This window comes from Bradyrhizobium sp. CCGB01 (assembly GCF_024199795.1).
Lineage (GTDB): Bacteria > Pseudomonadota > Alphaproteobacteria > Rhizobiales > Xanthobacteraceae > Bradyrhizobium.
In genome coordinates this window covers 1,604,503-1,620,424 of record NZ_JANADK010000001.1, presented here as the reverse complement: position 1 = coordinate 1,620,424, position 15,922 = coordinate 1,604,503, and the positions used below count along the sequence as shown (strand labels likewise).

Genomic DNA, 15,922 nt, shown 5'->3' with positions numbered 1-15,922 from the left:
GCCAGCAGGCGAGTTTTGCGTGGAGGACGGCAGGGCTGACCGCAAGTTAGCGGCGCGTGGCAGGGACAGCGCTTCATTGACCCGCCACGAAGCGTCGGGTCACGTCGCTGCCAATTTCAGTGGGCAGTAGTGTGAAAGAGCGATCCTGCTCGCTGCAGAGGCGCAAGCGACGCTGACGGCAGTCTGGTCGCGAGGTTAGGCTTATCCTTGTTGCCGCGGGAGTGCTCGCCCTTTATCGGCCTCTAAATGATTCTTCACCACTTGCTCTGTTCGGACACAGGAAGCGGATCGTATCGGGCATGGAGGACCATTTCTGACGAACGCCTGAAGAAGGTCTAGCAACCGGATGACACGCTCTCGCGTCTCTGCGCGCGCGATAGCACGTATTAGCCTATCGTCAATCTGTTCGTTTTCGCTGACGGTCCGCGCTCGCGGTTGCTTGCTGCTTTTAATTTGGCCAATGTTCTTCGGCCACCTCGAATGCTTTCCGGTCTTTCGGCTCTGCAAGTTTAAACCAAGAACCCGGTGCATACGCGTCGAGAAGCGTGGCAAGAAGATTGTGGTTCCAATCCTGCTCTTCGCGCTCGTCAAAATGATGCCCCTCACGGCGGATAACCAGGTTCGGCAATATTGCAGTCGACCGAGCGCTACACGCGCCACAGGGTGGCCTTCGCGGTTTGCTGCTCGTCTACCTCGTCGAATAGTACACTCCAAGCAGCTCACCGATAGTGCAGCGTCAAGCCGCAGAAGATTGTTTAACTCATCTTGCGCGGTCGTCACGAAGTTGAAGCTAGCGGGATCATACAGAAGCGACGGTTCACGTCCTTTTTGTTTGTTACCTCGTCAGCAAGTGCGAACGCCTGTCCGCCTAGTTCCACCAGCTTTGCATGCGGAACCACAAGTTTCACTGTGCCATCGTGTGCCACTCCCATGTGACGGCATACCCAGTCACTTCCTTCATCAGATGGACGTTTGGCTCATGGAAAGACGAGCTCACCAGTGTCAGTCTTTGGCCCAAACTTCCAGCCGGTGGGGACGAAGTTGGCTACCATCGAGACATTGGTGAAGATTTGCTCTGCCATCTCACCATCCTGCGCTCGCCAAGTTGATTTGACCTTGTCGATCAGCGCGTCGTCGTCCGAACGGACATCATTATCCTTACCGGCCAGACCGGGTCAAACACAACCATAGACCAAGGCAGAGCGATGCCGAATCATGGTACGCGCCTTTCAGTCATTTTCTTTTTAACTCACGTACCCCACGCAGCCGGTCCAAGTCGCACCGAATCTCCAAGAGGGCCCCCGACTCATTTGTCAGAATCGGTTGGTCACCATGCCACCGGGCGTCGGGAGTGAAGCCCCGTTCGGCGGGTCATTTACTGCTCGGGAAGCCACTTCTCTTGCTAAAAAGCCAAAGGCCGAAAAAGCCACTGCGAAATACGCGCGAGCTGAGCAGTCGCGCGTACCCGCGTCGCATTGTCGTTTGCATGAGAGCCGCGCCAGACGCGTGCAATGCAGGGGCAATCCCCCCAGATTGCTCATGTTGCAGTCTACGCCTGACGAGAAGCAGACCATCATCGGCGACGTGAACTGGCAGGCGCTCGACCAGACCGTCAAGTTCTTGCAACAGGCAATTCGAAAACAACGTTGAACCAGTGGCATGTCGTTTGGGACTTTCACCAATCCGACCAATCTGTACTCGCAAGAGCAGTTCCCGAACATAGACTTAGGTGTTACGTTTCATGTCGGCCCTCTGCGTTCGCATGCCCCCAGCGAGAAGCCCAAGCTGTTAGAACTGCTGGTCGAGCTGCCTGCGCTTGCGCGTGCGGGACTACTGATCGTGGGATTTGTGGGTCTACTGGCTCGCTCGGCGATGAATGCTGAGGTGAGTGCAGTGACGGTGTTGGCTGAGATCGCGGGAAGGTGCTGGCTGCTGAACTGGCTGACCGAGGCGAGCGGTGATTTGGCTTGAACTCCGCTTGCCAACCCTTACGCTCAGCATAAGCGAGCACCCGCTGCCCGGTCCCAACCGATCATAAAAAAGATCAGCCCCCCAAGCGACGGAGGGGTTGAAGCGCGCGGCCTTTTAAAGGTCGCATTCTGTGTGTGATAGGGCAGTACTTGAACGCGCGAGCGTATGGCGTCGCAACTTCAGACGAGAGCAGGATCCGATGCACGAGGCTAAAGACTATCGCGTGTGTTGCCACCACTTCGCCACCCCGACCGACCGCGCCGTCTACCCGGCGCAGGAGCCCTTGCTAACCTACTCTGAGGCCCTCCGGCACATGCAGGCCGAGCAGGCCAAGGGCCATATGGTGGCTTGGGTCATCGACCGCACCGGAGCCACCAAATAAGATTGGTGGTTCGAACGCGGGGCGTTCCCACCTCGCGTTGCTGTGCATGCGACCGTTAGGACTTCGTCCCCGGTAACATCAGCTGTCACCAAGCTGACTGACGCCTTCGAGGGACCTGCAGGGCCATCATGTCTTCGCCTCGTGCCGACCGGGCGACAGCGATCACGCTTGGCGCCGGACAAAGCCTACCATGCAGAAGACTCTATTAACGAGTCGACGCACAAATGACTCGGCACAGCTGGCTATGCGCTCGGCCAGCGCATTGACGGGACATTCGGCTGTGTCAAGTCGATCGCAGGCCAGCAAACGATCCCCGTTTCTCCTCGACCGATCCCAGTTGCGGGACCCGGAGGAACGCCATGCCAAGCCTGACCGACACAGCAATCCGACATGCGCTCAAGCGCATCGAGATGAGCCGGAAGCAAGAAAACCTTGCCGACGGCGAAGGGCGCGGTACCGGTCGCCTCGTCCTGGTCCTCAAGCCCTGCCGAAGTGCGTCACGGTCGACTGGATGGCGCAGCAGTGGCGCGACGGGAAGCATACCAAGAAGAAGCTCGGCGCCTACCCGTCAATGTCGCTCGCGCAGGCGCGAGAAATCTTCAAGCGCGACTTCGCTGACGTGATCCAGAAGGGCCGAAGCATCAAAATCGCGACCGACACGCGCCCCTGGCACTGTGGCCGATCTGTTCGAGGGCTATGTCGCTTCGCTCAAGGCTGCGGACAGCCCTCCCGGAAAGAAACCGAAAAAGGACTGAACAAGGTCGCCGACACGCTCGGACGCAACCGCCTCGCCCGCGATATCGAGTCAGAGGAAATCATCGAACTGATCCGCCCGATCTATGAACGCGGAGCCAAGTCGATGGCCGATCATGTGCGGTCCTACATACACGCTGCCTTCAGCTGGGACATGAAGTCAGACAACGATTATCGGCAGCAATCCGCTCGGCGCTTCCGCATCCCCTTCAATCCGGCGACCGGCATTCCGACCGAACCGAAGGTCAAGGGCACGCGCTGGCTCGACGAGGACGAGTTCGTCGAGCTGTATCGCTGGCTGGCGAGCCCCGATACGCCTGTCCATCCACCGTATACCCGTGCGGTCCGAATTCTCATGCTGACCGGCCAGCGGGTCGAAGAGATCGCGAGCCTCCACATCGACCAATGGGACGCTAAGGAGAAGATCATCGACTGGTCCACGACCAAGAACGACCAGCCCCACGCCGTTCCGGTGCCGAATCTCGCCGCAGAGTTGATCTCATCCATCAACGTCAATGAATACGGCTGGTTCTTCCCTTCGGCCAAGGACCCATCGAGGCCCGTCGGCCACGGCACGTTCTATTTGTTCATGTGGCGCCAACGGGACCGCGGCGTGATCCCCTATGTGACGAACCGCGACCTGCGCCGGACCTTCGCGTGTCGGATCGTACCAGATCGTCGGAGGCAAGGCCTTTCCCCGTCCGAAGTCGATGAGGCTAACCTGCGTCGTACGGCCCTACGGCCACCCGGCGGCCGAGTCCGCGGGCAAACCCTTGCACGCCGGTCGGCTTGGCCGTCACACGCAGGACTTGACGCCCGCCAGATCGCGGAGTTCGAGCGCATCGCCGGCGGTGAATTGGCCCGATTGAGCTATCTGTCGGCCTCGAGCCCGGCCATCGACGCGTGAGTCCCACTGAGACCTCCACCCACCTCGTGGATTGCCGCGCGTCTATTTAGCGCTGCTCGTCGGGCGTACGGTGTCGGAATTGGGATCCGAAGTGACCGTGCTGGCGCTACCACCGACGGCAATCACTCTGCTGGAGGCGGGCCCGGCGCAGACCGGGCTACTGCTCGCCTGCGGCAGGCGTCGTACCTGATAATCGGCCTTTTCGCCGGGGTGATCGTGGACCGCCTCCCAAACCGATGCATCCTGCTGACCGCCAATTTGGTGATGGCGGTAACGCTCGCAACGATTCCGATCTTCGCGAGCCTTGGGCAACTCGAAATGGTTCAGCTATATGTGGCGACCACCCTTGTCGGGACGGCCGCAGTCATCGCCGACCTGGCCTATTTGGCGCGCGTGCCGACGGTCGTGGGTCGGGCTCGACTCGTCAGGGCGCAGAGTTCCTGGCAGCTCAGCAGATCTGGCGTGGTGGCAGTCGGTCCATTCCTCGCAGGCTGGCTGGTCAGTGCGTTCTCCGCGCCCATCGCGATTCTCGCCGACTCGGCCTCTTTCGTGCTCGCCACCGCCTTGCTGCCACTGGTGCCAAAGCGCGGGGCTGAGCCCCCGCCCGCTGGATCAGGTCCGGTACTCGGTCAGATCACGGAAGGACTGACGACGGTGTTTGGCAAACCGATTCTGCGTGCTGTCACGTTGGCTACCGGCAGCTTCATCTTCTGCTACAACGCTTACTTTGCTGTCTTTCTGCTCTATTTGACCAAGTATCTAAGTTTGGACGGCTGGACGATAGGCCTAGTACTCAGCATCGGCGCACTCGGTGGCGTGATGGGTGCGCTCACCGCAGCCCGGGCCGGCCGCGCGATCGGCCTTGGGCCGGTGTTGATGGTCACGCTGGCGCTTAGCGCCGCAGGCATTGACTTTGGCAGCGCTGCTCACGCAGCCGCGATGGACGGCAGTCGTGTGCGTGGCGCTTTCTCAGTTCGTGCTGTCGTTTGGACTACAACGTACACCAAGTCCTCGTTCGATACGTGCTGGCCCCGGACCGCGTTCAGGGGCGGGGCAATGCGAGCATCCGAAGCGTGGTGTGGGGACTTGCACCGATAGGCGCGCTGCTTGGCGGTGCGGTCGGCGCCGGATCCGCTTGCGCACTACGCTATTGGCAAGCAGCGTGCTGGGCGCGGCCTCCGTGCCATGGATCTGGCGATCACCCTACGCCACAAGCACAACTTGCATCTCTGATCACCACGGATTGGCAGACAGGACTGCGAATGGAGATCCACGAGCTTGGCGACCTCGAGCTACGGCCGGGCCGCCTGACGTTGTGGCGGGCCAACGTGCCCCACCCCGCAACGTGGCGCGCGGATCCGCGTCGCCCCTCCCGCATTCAGAAGGAGCACCTCTGCTGGTTCGGGAACGGACGGCCCGCCTGGCTGGGCGTCGCTTTTGAATGGTCAGGCGAGATCGACACGAAAGCTCTGAGCAGGGCGATCTTGGTTGGGTATACCGGCACGAGGCACTACGCTGTCGCTTCGTCAAGCATGGCTCGACGATCCATCTGGCCACCGCCGACCGAGGCGTGGCCACGCTCGACCTGATCGAACTCGGTGACTACGCCGATTCGGGCGAACTCACCCGGATAGTAGAAGAGCTGTTCGATACGGAGACAAATCCGCTGCGCTCGCCTGCTTACCTATTCGTGACAATCAGAAGACCGGGATCCACCACTGCCGTGCTCGCCTCCGACCATTCAGTCACAGACGCCTTCTCGATGGCTTCGGTCCCCTTCGAAATCAAGGAGTTCTATGCCGCAGCAATCCAGGGTGCAGTCCCGCGACTGGCCCTGGCGCACAGCTATCTGGACTACGCGGTGTCCAAGCGCGCCCGCGTGACCAATCTGACCGATGAGCATCCGGCAATCGGGCACTGGCGTGAGCTGATTGCGGCCAACGGCGGTGAGCTGCCCGATTTCCCAGTGCCACTCGGCGCGGTGGGTGGAGCCCTCCAGCTCACCAGCCGGACATGGCACTTTGACGCGGAGACCGCGCGGAGGTCGATTGAGCGTGTCGTGCCCAATGCGGAAATGCCATAACTGGCATGTTTGCGTGTTTCGCTTCGGAAGGGAAAGCGCTGGGCGAACGCGAGGATTTTCACACCGTCCCCTCCTTTCCATACGCGCAACGAACTGCGCAGGAAGAACTAGATTGAGTGGTATGTCGGGATGAGTCCGGTAAGCGTCCCGTTGTCCGAAGCGTCCCAGAAGTACTGCGCTTGGTCAGGCTCGAACTGAAGCGGGCAAAGCAACCGCTCAGGTGCCGTTCCCCATGGCGATGGAATTGTGGGGGCGACACTCCGCGATCCTTTCATGGTGTCCTATATGGATGATCGAAAGGTCTCTGGGTGGATTGCTGGGCGCGCTGGCGGACAAGATTTTTTATAAGCCACAGCGCCGAGCCGAACGACGTATACGTGTGGATCAGCCGGTCACATGAAGGAATCTTTCTGAGCTTCCATCCCCCCGGCACGACCGCCCGCAGCGCGGTAGACCGCTATTTCGCTGAAGTCGCTACGCTGATCAATCGGATCAACGGCGCATTGCCGCGGCTAGTCGTGGTGAAAGACTGACTTCGCAGTTGCGCAAAACATCCGACAATTTTGTCGCGCCGTCAGGCGGTCGTCAGGGGTCCATCGTCAGCGCCGCTGCGATCGGAACGCCCGCCCAAGCGCTTAGCCACGACGAACGTCGTTGCGGTGTTCGATTATGCTATAACATCGCCAGTATCGAGCGACCTGTGATAGCATCGGCAGCGGACTCCAGCATCTAAAGCAACACTCGTACTCCGACCAGCATCTCGCCCCCTACGAGCGCCAATGCGAGCGTTTCGGGAAAGCTTCTTCCTCGCCAACAGTTGCGTCGAGCATTTCTCTGCCGAAGCTGAAGAGGTGCATAAGCTTGCCATAATGGCGGGTTTCGACGTTTGATAGCGGGACAGCGCTGATCTTGTCGAAAGGAAATAGAATGTCTAGCGGCAGCACAACATTGCCGCCTGGCTTTGTTGTCGACCACACTTGCATTTTTCCTGGCAGGAAATGGGCTGGCAGAGCCCACAATTTTCCGGTGCAGAGCTACGCGAGCCTGGAGAATCTCGAAGAGCTCCGCGAAAAGATCGAGCACGAGCAGGCAAACTTCAACAGCCTCGTGCTGACATTCGTGCAGCCCAGTTTGACCAAATACACATCGAACGATCTGACCTGCACGAGACTTTTTGGTTATACCTGTACCAGCGATGGCACAACCAAGACTGTCTCCAGGGAGACCAGAGATCCGAAAGTCGATTTCCAGAATCTGAAAAGGGTCATCGCCGACCCACAAGCCCATGGCGTCGAAACCTACATAGAAGTCGGTGGCTAGAATTTCAGTTGTTATGCGAAGATCTACGATGCAACGGCAGGAAAGCAAAATTCATGCAGCCCCAATGCAAGTACTAGATAAGGGCGGTGCCTTCCAAGCGCCTGGCCGCAACCCTTCACGCAAAAGTCTCAGGATCGAGAACCGGCGCTTCGGACCGATCCGATGCCGCCGACGATGAACCGGCCAGAATGCATCCCATCATGTCGCCATAAGACTTCCGACATAGTCTGTGTCCTTCGTGTGGGAAGCACGTTTTACGGCACATTCCGGCATTCGAGCAAGGCAATATCGCAAGGAACACGGTTAAAGGGACGGAAATGAGGTGATCGGCGTCGGGAGTCATTTCGGTTGAGTAGCTTCAGGCCAATCTGTGAACTCCATCTCGAATCGACGAGAACCGAGGGGCTTGGTCGTAAAGTTCACGGTCCTTCCTGAGAGAGCCGTCAACGAGCCGGATGCGAACTTGAATACCGTCTTGCCGGAAGCTGCGATGCCAGCCCTGTTGTCCTCTATGACAGAGGAGGCGCCCCCCTCCAAAAGTTGGCCAATCGCAAATCCGTCGCGCGCGCGATGAACGTCAAGAGAAGCCAAGTACTTTCCATTCTCACTGTCCCATTCGCTGACCGACAGTCCCGAAATTCTCGCGTCCTTCAACAGACCGTCCGCGACGCGACAGGTGTATTGAAGGCTGACAATAATGTGCCCATTCCGATCGCCTATCGGCTCTCGATCGGTTCCGTCTATCGTGCAATCGTAGCGCCGCGTTGAATCCGCGAGCGCAATCCCATTCAGGCCAAGCAAAATCAAAACGAAACATAGTATAACACCGAGAGAGGGATTCTTCATTTGTCTACACTTCGTGGATATGCCTCCGGAGTCGTGTACAACTTGACGCCACGACCGATTCAAGCTCATTTGAGGCTTGGGCGCCCGTCACTCCCATTCAGGGGTGATCCGACCGATAGACCCGCAAGTGCCAGCTGCTATGGAAAGTTTGACCAGAGAATCCTTCGACCACGGGGTGAACCACCGCCCGAAAACAAACTAGCTACCTTACGCGCGGGTTACGCAAGTTAGCGCGGGCACCTCAGCCTGAAGCCAATGAGCTGGGCTAAAGATCACAAACGTACCGCCCCCGTTATGAACGGCGCATCCGCCGGGCCGATCGTGATCGCTTGGCTCGGCGAGGTGGACCTCTAACAATCGAACCGCATTTGACGGCAGCAACGAGTTTGTCTGGACCAAGTTGGGTAAGATAAAGAATCGACTTGTCCTTACGTCTATCAACCCGATCTGCGAGACGGATTAATCTCTCTTTTGAGTCGGTTCCTGTTGGAAGTAGCCGACAATTCAACTTCTGTTCCAGGGCCAGAGCGCGGAGTTGCGCAGGTCGCGCGATCTCAACAACGCGCGGAGCCTTACAAACAAGCGCCCCAGCCCGGTGATTTCTACGAGCGCCTCTCGGTTGATATGTTCTAGATGTCGTTATCGGACCGAAGGATTTTCATGACTGAGCGGCGATACATGGGTGACTCCGATAGCAACATGCCACACTTTGCGGCTGATCCACCTACCAAGACTGGTTATCGATGCACGCGACAGGAACGTTTCACATATCGAATTCTCGTGCCCATCAACACACCTGCAAAGATCATTGGCCACAAGGGCCGGGGCGAACGCGCTGTCCAAGGCGTGAGCCCAAAAGCGTTGGACGTTCTCGCGCGTGATCACCCCCCGGCTGTCCGTCTTGCACGGGCTACGGTTTTGATCAGCCAGCGAGAACCACCGATGACATCGGCCAACGGGTAGTTGCGAAAACCATTTCCCCGAACTTCATCTGGGCCTCGGTTTGCGAATTTTCGGAACCACGACCGCGCTGTGGCTTGGCCGGCCGGGCGCCCAGATGGAGACCTTCGAGCTGTGTCGCGCGGCGTGCATTCATTCACACAGGGCGCCGTCACTGACGTCACCCGACGCGTACGAGCTGTTAGGTGCTCGATCGGCTCCTACGGATCCACAGACTTTGCCACGATAGAGCGCCCTTCCGCCATCGCTGGCGCCGCGTTTCATCAACCGCGAGGCTGCTGCCGAATACTTTCGACGAGATGGTCGACCAGATGCCGCCTCCTCGGATCCTTAGCGATCGACGCCGCGCCTGGTAGGTTCGTGAGCTGGACGCGGCCGCAGATGCATTGCCACATGTGGGCGATCAATCGGATGAGCTTGCCGCAATGAATGAGGGTGGACGTGACGCCGCGCAAGTTGCCGCCGCACGTCGAACGCAATAATGTCAAGGGGCACACCTATCTGTCGTTAACGTTGCGAACGGCACATATGCCGCGATCGTCCTGAAAAGCTATCTGGATTCTGGAACGGTCACTTTCCAAGGTAACAACGCCAGCCCGTCGAGCGTCGTCATAAGTACGGCTGGCGCGGCCCTTCCTACGACCGCAGTCGGTGGAAGGTTCACGGTCTCAGGCGCTCGTGTACAGTCGTCGACGGCTCAGGATGTTGCCATGTCGTCGGCAACGAGCGTCACCCTCGAGAACGTGGAGTACAACGGATCGACCGCGACTTTCCGGATCTATGCGAACAGGGGCGGACAGCTGACTTGTGCCAGGATAAATCACAAGGTGCTGACTGGCGGGATCGGACTCTTCCTCGTTGGGGATGGCGCGGCAAAGCTCACCACCGGCAGTTCGACCTTCACCTTTGGTGCGAATGTCACGTACAGCGGGGCAACGTTCACAGCGCGTCGGTTCGGCTACTGCGAATGCCCGAGCATGACCTTCGCGTTAGGTGGGTTTACCGTCACCGGACAGCGGCACGCTATCGCGCAATGTTCCGGCACCGCCGGTACCGGCGCATTGGCTACGTTCTTCCCCGGAACGGTCTCCGGCACAACCGACGTCACCAGCCTCTTCGGCTAATTAGATCGCCGGAAGCGATGCGCGCCTCGCTACAAACTTAGGCCTTGGGCTCGTCCGGAAAATCGAAGCTGAGAAAAAGGAGTGCAAAAGCTCCGACGATCACGAGCGCAACGCATAGCGCCACGATTCCGTAGGGCCACACCGCTGATCTCCCATGGGGAAAACGAAGCCGACGCGCCGAATATGATGGCGCGTCGGCTCCGCCATGCTGAACCGGACAGGGCAACTCATCCGGCTATGACAGCGTAGCCGAGCCGCCGTATGGCGCAATCGAAGCGGGAAATTAGGCTTTAGCGGTAGGGTAAACGCGAACTACAGGCCGGCGACCGCCATCAGGCCGCCGGGCCTGTTCAACAGACACCCCCGGGCGGGTGCGCAAGCGTGCCAGCGCGGCGACCACAACGATTCACATCAACACTATCGGCTGGACCGATCGACCCGGCAGGGAATACCTAAACCGTCACGTGCATCACCACGGCCGCGACGCCCGCCTGCCAGCCTTTCTTTCGGCGAAATTCGCGCACTAGCTTTGGTTTTTGAAAAATGGAGAAGTTAAAGTGGCTATGGGGACAGTGAAGTGGTGCAACCCGGCGAAGGGCTACGGGTTCATTCAACCGGATTCGGGCGGCAAGGACGTCTTTGTTCACATCTCGGCAGTTGAGAAAGCCGGCTTCACCTCGCTCGCAGAGGGAGCCAAGGTTAGCTTCGACGTCGTGAACAATTGCGGAAAAGACTCGGCCGAAAATCTACGCATCGGTTGATCCGCGTTTAACGAAAAGGCCGCAGCGAAAGCGCGGCGCACCTGAGAAAATGCGGGGGTGCAAAACCCCCGTCGATCTAGCCGTGAAACCCGCTAGAAACCGAATGGCGAAAAGGCGCCCGCCGCCACAATGACGGTAGCGCTAATCGCGAACAGTTCCCTATGGCTATTGTTCATGGTGTCTCTGCCACGTCCAGCGTAGTCATCGTTCGGCCCCTTGGTTGTCTCGTGCGGCTTTAGGCTTTGGTCGGAGCCCGTATTTGACCCCGCGCGCATTTTCCGGATTTAACCGCGCGGCGGACGCGAGACTGTAGCGGTCAAGCGGATGGCTCGTTCTCGTTCAGCACATCCACAAAACGCGCGTGTAGCGTTATCTCATACTTTGATCCGTCAAGCAGAACACGAAGGCGGTTGCGTGTTCCGCCAGATCCGAGAACAACGCCATGTCGGCCGACCATTTTGGGACCCGCCGCTGCGTTCGCGATGATCCGTTGCCCTTTCACCATCTCGTTTTTGACGAGTGTGAAGTCCAGTGGGTTCGGCAGGCTGCGTCTGTTTGGCGGAGGCATGTGGAAACTTAGCGCTCCCGGACGCAATGCAAGGCGTCTCCTCGTCGTGCCAGGTAGTTTGCGATCAGTAGCCTGACAGCCAAGACGGCGAGAGCGGCAGCAACAATGTCGCGGATCATTTGGACCTCGAAACGTTCGTTTAGCTCGCCCATCAAATCGTCAGCCTCGTTGGCTGAGCTGCGGTCAGTCGCGGTGTCACGGACACTCAGCGAGCAATAGAAGATTGTTTGGATGAATGTCGTCCGCCGCCGTCTTGATATACTTGTACCCGTCGTGCGTGGCCCAGACGACATCAACTCTGCGGCCGTTTTCTTCGACATAGAACTCCCACTCGTTGTTCTCGATGTCTCGGATAGCCTGATCGATGGATCGCTTCCACGGCGTTCCGTCGGGGTTTGCGCCGCCAACATGTGAGATTCTTTCGTGAGGGTTCTTTCTGTCCGTCTTGTTGACGTAGCGACTGCGTTCGCGTTTGGTCATTCACGTCTCCTGAATTTGGCAAAAGGCCGAGGACCAGCCTAGTCCACGACGGCTGGACTAGGCGGCCACCATCTAGGTAGGTGCTTGCGCTGACTTCTGCACGATACAAATTGGTAGCACCTCAGCGAATCGAGCCTCCCGGGGAGTGAGGTGGGCAGTCTTGCTAATCCAAGACGTGCCGCCGTTAGCGTGGCTGACCACCCAAAGTTTGCGGCGCGTGGTATACGCGCTCTTTTTTCCTGATTGTCACAGTGTAACGGGCTAGCGTCGGTGCATGCGCTACGTCGAGCCGTCCACTTTATGGCGTGGCGTCTTTGTCCAGCGCGTCCGCTAGCGTCCTTAGAAACGGTTGATGCCATTCATCCGACAGCAGCCAAGCCGGTAGGCTTGCGACGTAGCGGCTCAGCGCGATGACGCCAGCAAGCGTTGTCGGTTTGGAGTTGATGAGCACGTCTCCGTACTGGTCGAGAGCCAACAGCCGCTCCTCGCTGATTGCCTCGGCGGCGTCAAATTCGGGTCCTTCGACAAGTTTTGCAGATATGGATGCAGCGGCATCGTATTGCGCGGATAGCTCGCGGTGATGCTCAATCACATCAAAAATCGAATCTAACTCAGTCGCCATGGCGCATTTGCACCAGGCCACATGAGATCGACACCTACCGGGTTTGGTGGGTGCAATGGAGACCATTCGTCGATACAACTTGGAGGGCGCGCCCACGGACTGCCATCCGCGCGGGCGTGCGGTCAGCAGCTTTGCCAGGCAGACGGCAGGGCCGGCCCCTGAAGTTAGCGGCGCGTGATAGTGACGGCGCTTGCGTGCTTGCGACGCCCCAAGCGTCGAGTCACGTTGCTGCTAATTTCAATGGCAGTGCGGGCGCGATAGGGACAGCGTCGGCTTTTCGCATGTTTCCCGGCGCCGAGTCGCGCTCGCACTGCTTCCGTCGCGAGGCGCTTTGGCCGTCTCTTTTGTGAAGCGGTCTGAGCCCGAGGGTTCGCAATAATTGCGAACCCTGGAATGGCGGTTCACACCGTTTGATAGCGATATCGTGGTCATCACCCACGAGGCCTACACCAGAGCGAAGAAACCTTGTCTGGTGTTAAAGCCGAGCGATGGGCGAGGCTTACTCATTGGCGAGGTGGAAAGCGGCTTCTCAACATTGTGGATGAGGCTTTGGCCAATGTCGTCGAGCATAGCCAAGTCAAGCTCAATGATCTTACATTCCTGATTGGCCACATACCTCATGAGACGCGATTGGCCCGTGCGACCGAGGTGACGGCGTTAGAGGTGCTCAGAGAGAGCAGCTGGTCCACGCGGGCACTGATGACGGTTTCGAGGTTGGCACTTCGTTGGCTTGGTTGGCCGGAGAGTCTTCCGTGTCAGCAGACCTCAGTGCCCTGAGAGCTGCCATGCTCCGACTGCCCTACGACAAGCAGATTGGGAAGGAAGACGAGAGGGAGCGACCACGCCTTGCGCAGCGCCTCGACAAGGTGCTCGGGGCTGCTGAAGCACTCTTAGACCAGCACGCCTTCATGACGCTTTCAGGCAACCAACACTCGATGAACTCAGCGGCCCTTGCGGTACCCTTAGAACTGCCTGGGCCTGTCGTGCTGGATGCCACGGCAAGCGTCGACCTCATGTACCAGCTTATGGAGGACCGGGCCGACATCATCCCAACGCGGCCCGGTGTCCGTGACTATAGCAATGTCACTCTTCACGTGGCCCGCACTGCGAGCATTGGTAAGACCAAGATGGAGGAGCTTGCGTCCACACAGTTTCCCCAGTTGCAGGCAAATCTGGCTGAGCGATTGTCGGTAGACCGTAGTGTGCCGTTCTGCGTCCACAAGCGAGTTGAGCACCTCGTGTCGGCGCCGGGGGACCTCGGCGTGCGCAGGGTCGCATCGGCTCATTGGGCGCAATCGATGGCAGCAACGACTACAAGGAATTCGACACGGTGTCATCTTCGGCCTTCCGTTTCGTGACCGCATTTGGGGCACCAACGTGTTCTTTGCGTTCCAAGGTGTCCGTGATGATGACTGGCACGACAACCCGTCTTGGAAAGAGCACGCGAACGTCAGAGAGCTATCGCAACGCGGGCACCTCGCCACCTCCATCATCCAGGCAATGGGCCGTGTACGACTTCGGAAGGTCATCGACGAACAGGGGCGGTGCGCGCCCACTGACCCGTTCATCGTGTTGCCCGCCGGCGAGCGCGGCACGGAGATCCTTCAGTACATTCGCTAAGAGCTGCCGAACATCTCGGTGCAAGATTGGGCATTGGACCTCGACGGTTCCAAGGTCCCCGTCAAGCGCAGCGGCTTGCCCCCCGACCAATTGGTGACATTCATGGCAAACCGGAGCCCGGGGCGAACCTACATGAACCTGATCAGCCGCGAGTTCGGCTTGAAGCCGCAGCAGCGGAAAGATCTTCAGAAGACGCTGCGTGATGAGAACCACGCCAACCTTTGGTGCGGCCTTGATCGTTGAGATTAAGCTGCCTTCGTCACGAAGCTCTTCGCCCCGTGCCCTTACCTTTTGATCCGTACGCCACCCCAGTGCCTTTAGCGCCAGTGTGGTCCCATTAGAGTTCCTCGGTGCAGCCTTTTTGGTTTCTGGGCATAACTGCGCCAATCGTGGCAGCACGAGAGGCTTAGCCCTCAGCTATCTCAACGCCCCCGTCTTTGAGATTCAACACCACTGTGCGGGCGCCAGCGTCAATGAGCGCCTTCGGATCGTGAGCCCAAGGCAGAGCTATAGAAAAATCATCATCTCCAGCAAGCAACCGGGCCTTATTACGCCAGTCCGGATCACGGAAGGGATCACAACCCCATGCATAGGCCGCGAAGGAACGGGGCTCGCTCACTATGTCACGAGGCAGCCCATTGGACATAAGATAGACCCCGTGATCTCGTGCCAGCAGCACAGAGGGCGCGCCAACCGCTTCCTTGACTAGCTCGCCGCTGCGCTTGTCTCGAACCGTCCGGGACTGCTGCGCATCGGAAGCGATGGAGTGCTCAACAACGCGACGTACTTCGGGAGCATCAAAGATCAGTGACTGCATTAGTTTCCTCCTGGGCGGGCAAACCAATAGCAAACTCTGCGCAAACCAGATTCCTCCTAATCTTACCCCATGGCGCAAGCCGAGCCAAATGGCCTCTTGCTCCGTCGGGCAAAACAGTGGTTCATAACCGACGAGCAACGCGTCCAGCGAAGGCCTCAAGAGCCTCCCTAGCGGCCCTTATGCGGGCACAGAGCGTCCACACGACGGCGGGCAATCATGGTAGAGTTTTCAGGTCGCGCATACCATCCCGACTCTGCTTGTTCCAGGGCTCATCCGGCAGTGACAGCTTTCGTGACCAAGGCAGCGGCGGTCTTCGCGGTGATGCCAGTGATCATGATGAATGATGCTTTCAGTGTGTCCCGGCAGCATCCCTACCGGCGGTACGCACTCAACCAGAATTTCATCAGCGCTTGTGGCCTGCCCGCGCTTTAGCCTCACCGCTTCGCGTTTGAGCCATCCGCTGCGCGAGGTGATCGTCGGTCACCGGGCTGAGATGATCGCGGAGTGGCCGGTTTGCGAACGGCTCGCCCCGGACGAGCGCGGGTGCGTTTACCGCGCGTCCTCCAATCAGCTGACGCTCGAGCGTGTCGCCGCGCTGAGTGGCCTCTCGCCCGACATCGTGATCGCAGCCAACCCGCAGCTTGATTTCCGCTTCGCTCTGCCACGCGGCTCGCTTCTCCTCATTCCCACCCCCCTTCCATAAAGGAC

At 58.9% G+C, this 15,922-nt stretch carries 15 protein-coding genes and 1 pseudogene; 11 read left to right on the top strand and 5 right to left on the bottom strand.

The window, feature by feature from the left end; genetic code table 11:
* Positions 1-448: 448 nt before the first annotated feature.
* Entirely contained in the window at positions 449-628 is a 180-nt protein-coding gene (locus NLM25_RS07380) for a hypothetical protein (RefSeq protein ID WP_254136562.1), read from the bottom strand.
* Positions 629-1,659: 1,031 nt separating this feature from the next.
* Here NLM25_RS07380 and NLM25_RS07375 point away from each other — a divergent pair.
* The 6 genes and pseudogenes from NLM25_RS07375 to NLM25_RS07350 all read left to right on the top strand — a co-directional run bounded on the left by NLM25_RS07375 (position 1,660) and on the right by NLM25_RS07350 (position 7,416).
* Positions 1,660-1,971, top strand: a complete 312-nt coding sequence (locus tag NLM25_RS07375) for a hypothetical protein (protein WP_254116284.1) — start codon at positions 1,660-1,662, stop codon at positions 1,969-1,971.
* A gap of 199 nt (positions 1,972-2,170) precedes the next feature.
* Positions 2,171-2,353, top strand: coding sequence for a hypothetical protein (locus tag NLM25_RS07370; RefSeq protein ID WP_254116283.1), 183 nt, complete (start codon positions 2,171-2,173; stop codon positions 2,351-2,353).
* A 359-nt stretch (positions 2,354-2,712) separates the two neighbouring features.
* A pseudogene (locus NLM25_RS07365) lies at positions 2,713-3,761 on the top strand (tyrosine-type recombinase/integrase); the annotation flags it as partial.
* Positions 3,762-4,229: 468 nt separating this feature from the next.
* Positions 4,230-5,111, top strand: a complete 882-nt coding sequence (locus tag NLM25_RS07360; RefSeq protein WP_254116282.1) for an MFS transporter — start codon at positions 4,230-4,232, stop codon at positions 5,109-5,111.
* Between the two features lie 472 nt (positions 5,112-5,583).
* Complete coding sequence (locus NLM25_RS07355; protein ID WP_254136561.1) at positions 5,584-6,096, top strand: hypothetical protein; 513 nt, start codon at positions 5,584-5,586, stop codon at positions 6,094-6,096.
* A gap of 927 nt (positions 6,097-7,023) precedes the next feature.
* Positions 7,024-7,416, top strand: a complete 393-nt coding sequence (locus tag NLM25_RS07350) for a hypothetical protein (RefSeq protein WP_254136560.1) — start codon at positions 7,024-7,026, stop codon at positions 7,414-7,416.
* 339 nt (positions 7,417-7,755) lie between these two features.
* Here NLM25_RS07350 and NLM25_RS07345 read toward each other — a convergent pair whose 3' ends face one another.
* Positions 7,756-8,262 carry a hypothetical protein gene (locus NLM25_RS07345; protein WP_254116279.1) on the bottom strand — a complete coding sequence of 169 codons (507 nt, stop codon included), beginning with the start codon at positions 8,260-8,262 and terminating at the stop codon, positions 7,756-7,758.
* A 1,670-nt stretch (positions 8,263-9,932) separates the two neighbouring features.
* Between NLM25_RS07345 and NLM25_RS07340 the strand changes: the two genes are divergently transcribed.
* Positions 9,933-10,346: a hypothetical protein gene (locus tag NLM25_RS07340; RefSeq protein WP_254116278.1), complete on the top strand. Its 414-nt coding sequence runs from the start codon at positions 9,933-9,935 to the stop codon at positions 10,344-10,346.
* Positions 10,347-10,903: 557 nt separating this feature from the next.
* Complete coding sequence (locus NLM25_RS07335) at positions 10,904-11,107, top strand: cold-shock protein (protein WP_254116277.1); 204 nt, start codon at positions 10,904-10,906, stop codon at positions 11,105-11,107.
* Positions 11,108-11,870: 763 nt separating this feature from the next.
* On the opposite strand, the gene NLM25_RS07330 is transcribed toward NLM25_RS07335, so the two are convergent.
* Both NLM25_RS07330 and NLM25_RS07325 read right to left on the bottom strand, forming a co-directional pair.
* Positions 11,871-12,155, bottom strand: a complete 285-nt coding sequence (locus NLM25_RS07330; protein WP_254136559.1) for a DUF3892 domain-containing protein — start codon at positions 12,153-12,155, stop codon at positions 11,871-11,873.
* A gap of 298 nt (positions 12,156-12,453) precedes the next feature.
* Entirely contained in the window at positions 12,454-12,777 is a 324-nt protein-coding gene (locus tag NLM25_RS07325) for a hypothetical protein (RefSeq protein WP_254116275.1), read from the bottom strand.
* Between the two features lie 785 nt (positions 12,778-13,562).
* Between NLM25_RS07325 and NLM25_RS07320 the strand changes: the two genes are divergently transcribed.
* A complete protein-coding gene (locus NLM25_RS07320; protein WP_254136558.1) occupies positions 13,563-14,135 on the top strand; it encodes a hypothetical protein in 573 nt (190 codons plus the stop codon).
* A gap of 19 nt (positions 14,136-14,154) precedes the next feature.
* The gene (locus NLM25_RS07315) at positions 14,155-14,397 is read left to right on the top strand and encodes a hypothetical protein (RefSeq protein WP_254116274.1); all 243 of its coding nucleotides are present in this window, start codon (positions 14,155-14,157) and stop codon (positions 14,395-14,397) included.
* 406 nt (positions 14,398-14,803) lie between these two features.
* Here the strand turns inward: NLM25_RS07315 and NLM25_RS07310 are convergent, their stop codons facing one another.
* Positions 14,804-15,214, bottom strand: a complete 411-nt coding sequence (locus NLM25_RS07310) for a DUF3085 domain-containing protein (protein ID WP_254136557.1) — start codon at positions 15,212-15,214, stop codon at positions 14,804-14,806.
* 340 nt (positions 15,215-15,554) lie between these two features.
* On the opposite strand from NLM25_RS07310, the gene NLM25_RS07305 reads away from it, so the two are divergent.
* The gene (locus NLM25_RS07305) at positions 15,555-15,917 is read left to right on the top strand and encodes a hypothetical protein (protein WP_254136556.1); all 363 of its coding nucleotides are present in this window, start codon (positions 15,555-15,557) and stop codon (positions 15,915-15,917) included.
* Positions 15,918-15,922: the final 5 nt, after the last annotated feature.

Bases quoted from the DNA above. Each gene is read 5' to 3' on its own strand.
- NLM25_RS07375 (WP_254116284.1), top strand. From the start codon at position 1,660: ATGTCGTTTGGGACTTTCACCAATCCGACCAATCTGTACTCGCAAGAG.
- NLM25_RS07370 (WP_254116283.1), top strand. From the start codon at position 2,171: ATGCACGAGGCTAAAGACTATCGCGTGTGTTGCCACCACTTCGCCACC.
- NLM25_RS07350 (WP_254136560.1), top strand. From the start codon at position 7,024: ATGTCTAGCGGCAGCACAACATTGCCGCCTGGCTTTGTTGTCGACCAC.
- NLM25_RS07345 (WP_254116279.1), bottom strand. From the start codon at position 8,262: ATGAAGAATCCCTCTCTCGGTGTTATACTATGTTTCGTTTTGATTTTG.
- NLM25_RS07340 (WP_254116278.1), top strand. From the start codon at position 9,933: ATGTCGTCGGCAACGAGCGTCACCCTCGAGAACGTGGAGTACAACGGA.
- NLM25_RS07330 (WP_254136559.1), bottom strand. From the start codon at position 12,155: ATGACCAAACGCGAACGCAGTCGCTACGTCAACAAGACGGACAGAAAG.
- NLM25_RS07325 (WP_254116275.1), bottom strand. From the start codon at position 12,777: ATGGCGACTGAGTTAGATTCGATTTTTGATGTGATTGAGCATCACCGC.
- NLM25_RS07320 (WP_254136558.1), top strand. From the start codon at position 13,563: ATGCTCCGACTGCCCTACGACAAGCAGATTGGGAAGGAAGACGAGAGG.
- NLM25_RS07310 (WP_254136557.1), bottom strand. From the start codon at position 15,214: ATGCAGTCACTGATCTTTGATGCTCCCGAAGTACGTCGCGTTGTTGAG.
- NLM25_RS07305 (WP_254136556.1), top strand. From the start codon at position 15,555: ATGATGCTTTCAGTGTGTCCCGGCAGCATCCCTACCGGCGGTACGCAC.